Source organism: Leptospira yanagawae serovar Saopaulo str. Sao Paulo = ATCC 700523, assembly GCF_000332475.2.
GTDB lineage: Bacteria > Spirochaetota > Leptospiria > Leptospirales > Leptospiraceae > Leptospira_A > Leptospira_A yanagawae.
The window spans coordinates 2501-7538 of sequence record NZ_AOGX02000042.1; the positions used below are offsets into that span (position 1 = coordinate 2501).

The 5038-nt window shown below is 38.1% G+C and carries 6 protein-coding genes (1 of these 6 only partly in view); 1 reads left to right on the forward strand and 5 read right to left on the reverse strand.

The genetic code is table 11. From position 1 onward, the window contains the following. Positions 1–25, forward strand: partial view of a clan AA aspartic protease gene (locus LEP1GSC202_RS17440; RefSeq protein ID WP_012388198.1) — the 3' end only. The gene continues 356 nt to the left of window position 1, outside the view; 25 of the gene's 381 nt are visible here — the last part of the coding sequence; its start codon lies beyond the left edge, outside the window; it ends in the stop codon at positions 23–25. Between the two features lie 110 nt (positions 26–135). Here the strand turns inward: LEP1GSC202_RS17440 and LEP1GSC202_RS17445 are convergent, their stop codons facing one another. The 5 genes from LEP1GSC202_RS17445 to LEP1GSC202_RS17460 all read right to left on the reverse strand — a co-directional run bounded on the left by LEP1GSC202_RS17445 (position 136) and on the right by LEP1GSC202_RS17460 (position 4669). Further along, the gene (locus LEP1GSC202_RS17445; RefSeq protein WP_015679081.1) at positions 136–480 is read right to left on the reverse strand and encodes a hypothetical protein; all 345 of its coding nucleotides are present in this window, start codon (positions 478–480) and stop codon (positions 136–138) included. Positions 481–599: 119 nt separating this feature from the next. Beyond that, positions 600–2153 carry a methyl-accepting chemotaxis protein gene (locus LEP1GSC202_RS17450; protein ID WP_015679080.1) on the reverse strand — a complete coding sequence of 518 codons (1554 nt, stop codon included), beginning with the start codon at positions 2151–2153 and terminating at the stop codon, positions 600–602. Positions 2154–2310: 157 nt separating this feature from the next. Next, the gene (locus tag LEP1GSC202_RS17455) at positions 2311–3021 is read right to left on the reverse strand and encodes an ankyrin repeat domain-containing protein (protein WP_015679079.1); all 711 of its coding nucleotides are present in this window, start codon (positions 3019–3021) and stop codon (positions 2311–2313) included. 239 nt (positions 3022–3260) lie between these two features. After that, positions 3261–3506, reverse strand: a complete 246-nt coding sequence (locus LEP1GSC202_RS20285) for a hypothetical protein (protein WP_015679078.1) — start codon at positions 3504–3506, stop codon at positions 3261–3263. Further along, positions 3503–4669 carry an IS91 family transposase gene (locus LEP1GSC202_RS17460; RefSeq protein WP_015679077.1) on the reverse strand — a complete coding sequence of 389 codons (1167 nt, stop codon included), beginning with the start codon at positions 4667–4669 and terminating at the stop codon, positions 3503–3505. The genes LEP1GSC202_RS20285 and LEP1GSC202_RS17460 overlap by 4 nt, the downstream gene beginning before the upstream one ends. Positions 4670–5038 lie beyond the last annotated feature (369 nt).

Genomic DNA, 5038 nt, shown 5'->3' on the forward strand with positions numbered 1-5038 from the left:
TATTGCAATGGCTAAGATTAAGTGATCACCAACCACTTAGGAACTTCATAAGAGTTTTACCAATACGAAGTCCCCATATCCAGAAACGATTCCTAATATTCGAGACAGATTCCCCATTATAGGAAGCCAGTGAGCTTAAAGGCGACTAAATTTTGCCAAAACAGCAAAATTAATATATAGGGTAAACAAAGGTAAAAATCTTTTTTGTATACTTTCAGAGAAAAGTCCAAAACCCAAGATGACACCCAAACCTAGGGGTAGTAGTAACATAAGTTTGCTGAAACCCATGATGGAAATAGAATCAAAGGAAGGTTGGAAACTAAATTGAATACTAGCTAACAAAGATAAGGCGATAACTAAGGTAAAAAGAACAGTTTGGCGAAAAGTTGCCAAATAACAAACAAATGAAAATACTAAAATGGAAATGGAACTGTTCCAAATCAGTAAACTAAGATCCGCGCCTTGTCCGTTAAGTATCATATCAGTCTATGGATTCCCTATTTTCTTTCTGCCATTGTGGTTTAGAAAGTCCACCAATTGAGTTTCAATCTTTTCATTTTTTGATTGGATCCATCGGCAAACTTCTAACAAAAGAATCCTCAATTCGTCATCTCTTTCGCCATCGAATCGAGTTTAGAAATGATCCCCCCTGTAGATTTGCTACTTTCCGAAATTTGTTTGGAAATTTGCACAATGTTCGTTGCATACTCAGATATGTTTGCAGTAATTTTTGTTGACTCTTCTGTTGCTACTTTTTGGAAGTTTGTGGAGGTTTCAATGGTCCTACTCGTTTCATAAATTCGTGTATTTAAGTTGTCAATGGTTTGGATCGCTTTATCAATTTCCACGATTTTAGAACCAACTCCCGTGATTTCACTTTTAATGATACCAATGGATGTGTCTAGTTTTCCCATCATCTCCGAGGACCGGTTGATGAGTTCACTACTTTCTCCAATCAATGAAAGGTTTTCTTTGATGATTTTAGAAATTTCCTTGGAGTTTTTTGTCGTGGCAAGAGCCAACTTGGAGATTTCTTCTGCAACAACGGCAAAACCTCGTCCATGTTCTCCGGCTCTTGCCGCCTCGATCGCAGCATTCAAAGATAACAAGTTTACTTTGTCAGCAATGTCATTGATGACAGAGACAAATTCAGAAATTTCCCTACTTTTTTCCTGAAGGATATTGAACTTATCAATGGAAAGGTGAATGTGTTTTGAAGTGTCGTTTGAATATTCTGTAACCACATCTAAATTTTTATAGATACTACCTGTTCCGGTTTGTACGGTTTCGTTGATGGCTTTTAAGTCATTCACGGATTGAATTGAAGTTTCCGACTCTTGGTATAAAGATTTTGCAATTTTATTATTGGAATCAGCTTTAGAAGATAATTCTTGTAAAGATGTTGAAATTTCAAATAAGGATGATGCTTGGTGTTCTGAAATTTGTTTCAGTTCTTCTGAAATTGTATCTTGGTTCTTAATTTGTTGTTTCATCAAATCAATCGTGTTAAGAATGGTTTTGGCCATTTCTAATAGATTGTCCAAAGCTTTCTTTGCTTCTTTTTGTTTTTCTACAGCCAAGTTTAGAAGAATTCTTGTTGCAGTTGCTCCGACAGTCGCACCAATACCGACCCAAACAAAAATCAAAAACCTTACGATGATATTACTTTTTGGACCACCTGGAATTAATTCAGGTCTTAAAACAAATAAAACAATTTCGGATGCAATGATTAAGATAAAGTTATAAATGGATGCGTTACGATTGAAATACAATACGCTTAAAACAAAAGAGATATAAAATGTTGCAGATAGTTCGGTTGCCCCATAAATTACGTATTGGAATACCAATAAACATAATGTAACACCTGTAATGGAGATATAACTTGAAGCCCAATGTGTTTTTAATCTAGAAGATAATAAAAAACCAACAATCAATATGGACGTAGCCAAAATAAACTCGATGAAGATACTTTCGTAGGTCAAGTAATCTGAGCCTTTGCCGGCAATTTTAATGGCAAGTGTTGCCACGTTGGCAAGAGCAAGGATCGAAAGAAATGACAAGAACATTCGTTTGTTGTTTCGTATCATTACTTCCGTGAAAATGTCATCGGAAATTGTCATGGCTTTCTTCGGGGAAAAAAATTTAGCAAACAAACTGTACCTTCTTGAAAATGGGTATGGGTTTAAGTCATTTTTATCAGACGGAATCTTTTGGCAAGAAACGTCCTAAAACCCGATAGTTGTTTGGAAACTGGAGATTTTGCTAAAAAAAATGCCATTGGCTGCCTTTCCAAAGGGCAAACCAACCCAATCACTTGCTTCTTTTTTGGATGAGTTCCGCAATTTGTTTGTGGCCATTCACTCTTGCGACACCTATGGGAGAACTGGTTCCTGGGACGTCCGTTAACGCTCCCCCATTGAGTAAGGCCTCTACCACTTCCATATGCCCCTCGGATGCCGCGGAATACAGGGCCGTGGTTTTATACTCTGTGATTGCATTCAAGTCTACTTTTTGTTCGATCAGTAATTGAACCATTTTTAAATGACCAGCACTGCTTGCGGTAATGATTGGCGTCCAACCTTGTCGAGATCGAAGTTCTTTGTTAGCCTTAAATTCTAACAATATTTTTAAAATTTCTAAATAACCTTCATTACATGCTTTGTGGATAGCGGCTCTACCATCGTTTCCTTGCAAATTTGGATCGGCAAGATTTTCCAATAAAATCCTTGCGATATCAGCATGGCCTTCTTGTGCCGCTACAAAAATCGGACTATAACCATCAATTGTTCGGAGATTAGGATTTGCCTTTTTCCGTAGAAGTGTTGTCACCAATTCCAGATCTCCTTCTTTCACAGCATAGTGTAATGCTGTATAACCTGTTTCATCTTGGATGTCTGGATTTGCCCCTCGAGCCAACAGATATTGGACAAATTCTAGATGTCCATTCATCGTAGCAAAGTGAAGAGGGGAAACATTTCCTTTTTCAATGACTTTGTTTGGATTTGCACCTAACTCGACCACTTAGGAACTTCATAAGAGTTTTTCCAATACGAAGTCCCCATATCCAGAAACGATTCCTAATATTCGAGACAGATTCCCCATTATAGGAAGCCAGTGGGCTTAAAGGCGACTAAATTTTCGCGAAAAAATCGAGAAAATGAGACATAATTTTTGCTGAGACAAAAAGAGGCCAAGCCTATGGATTTGGCCGCCTTTTGGGGTAAGAGTTGTATCGAAGCGATCGGGAAAACTATGTCCCACTAAAATGCGTCTGGTGGATCTCGAGATCGCTTTTGGTAAAAATACCCGTCAATCAAGGCGTATTTCTTTTTCAGCTCTTTCTCTTTGTTAGATGCTTGGTAAGAATAAATAACTTTCGATATCATTCCGTTTTTGCAAACGGGACAGGCGAGAGGATCCTTTACATCAAACGAAGATTTGATGGCTTCTGCCCAGGTGGATTTTTGAGCTTGGGATTGGAGTTTGATCTTACGCGAAGGTCTCACGTAAATTCCATAATAGCGAACTGATTTTTCGCTCGCACTGAGTACATCGAAGTGTGTTTATTGGGTAAGAAGAATAACATGCGAGCAAGAAATTCATCGATGGGCATCGTTAGGCTTTGGTACGACTTCTCTTTGGTGATGGATTCGACGTTACTCTTATAACGAAACGTTAGAGTTTGTTTGTTGGTATCCACTTTCTGAATCTGGCTATTATGAAAAAGACCAAAGGCTATGTATTGAGCGAAGCGATAAATGGAATCGCTTTCAGCTATGTTGATTTTTTCAAAGTAGACATGGAAGCCTCGTGGATAACTTTTCATGAAAAAAGTATATTCTTCCTTACTTAGAATTTTTTTTCTAAGCAAGTATTTACAAACTGTCCTTTGCCAGTCGAAACGCATGGTTTTATAAGGCATGAAAAATATTTCTTTGATTTCATCGGACGTGGTATTTACTAGGTCTCTCGTTGCGATCGCATGAATATGAGGATTGAAGTTTAAATGATTGCCAGCTTCGTGAAGTGTACTTAGAATTCCTAGTTTGAAATTTTTATCTGCCTTGCTAGTCGCTCGGAGTCGTTTTGTGTATGTCTTTGCCGCAAGGCAATTTAGAAACCTAGGATTGACAAGTCTTTGAAATAAAAGTTCATTCAGTCTTCTGGGTAAGGTAAAGACAATGTGGTAATGGGGAAGTTCGGCACTAAGAATTCTGGAAAGGTGGATAGACCAACCAAATAATTTTTTGCGATAACAGGAGAGACAAAGTCTACTTTTGCAAGAGAAGGGAACAGCAAGTACAATTTTGCAATCATGGCATTCATTCCAAATAAAGCCGCGATTGAATTTACCGCAGTTGAGAAGTTTTTCAGCTTCTGCCTTTTTCCAGATTGGGATCTTTCCGAATTTAGTTTCGAATTTTTCCTCATAATTGGAAATAAATGTATCATAATAACTTTTCCAGAGATATTTGAATTCCGATTCGCGGGTAAGGGCAGGCGTATACGTTCGATTGCCTGATTTGGCAGAGATAAAAATTGGTAACCTCGGAGAGAAGAATGGCTCTCTGAGGAGGAAGGTGCAAAAGAAGAGTAATTTCCAAAAAAAAGAAAGAAAAACTGCATTTAAATTTCTTTCTGAAAAGTTCCGTTTATCTTCGGTGAGCATCTTTCAGAAATATGAGGGTCTTCGTTCTCTTTGCGAGAGGGATAGAAAGGGCGCGTTAGCGGTCGCTTGGCGACCGAAGCCCTGGATAGCCCGACCCCAAATTCGATCTTCAATTCAGAAATGTTAAAATAACCACTTTATTTTCTATTCGGATTTTTGGGGGCTCGCCCAAAAAAGAAATTAGCTGTTAGATGGGGTGATTTAAAGTGAGACCTCGTGAAGAGGGTGAAGTTACAAAATCTTTTCCTTAAGCAAATATTCTAGCAATAATAGTTGTGAGAAAGTATCGGAAGGTGCGGCTGGATCTCTTCTTTTTAAATGAAACATAATCTTTCTGCGAATCCGCAAACGCTACGTTGTATAACTTCG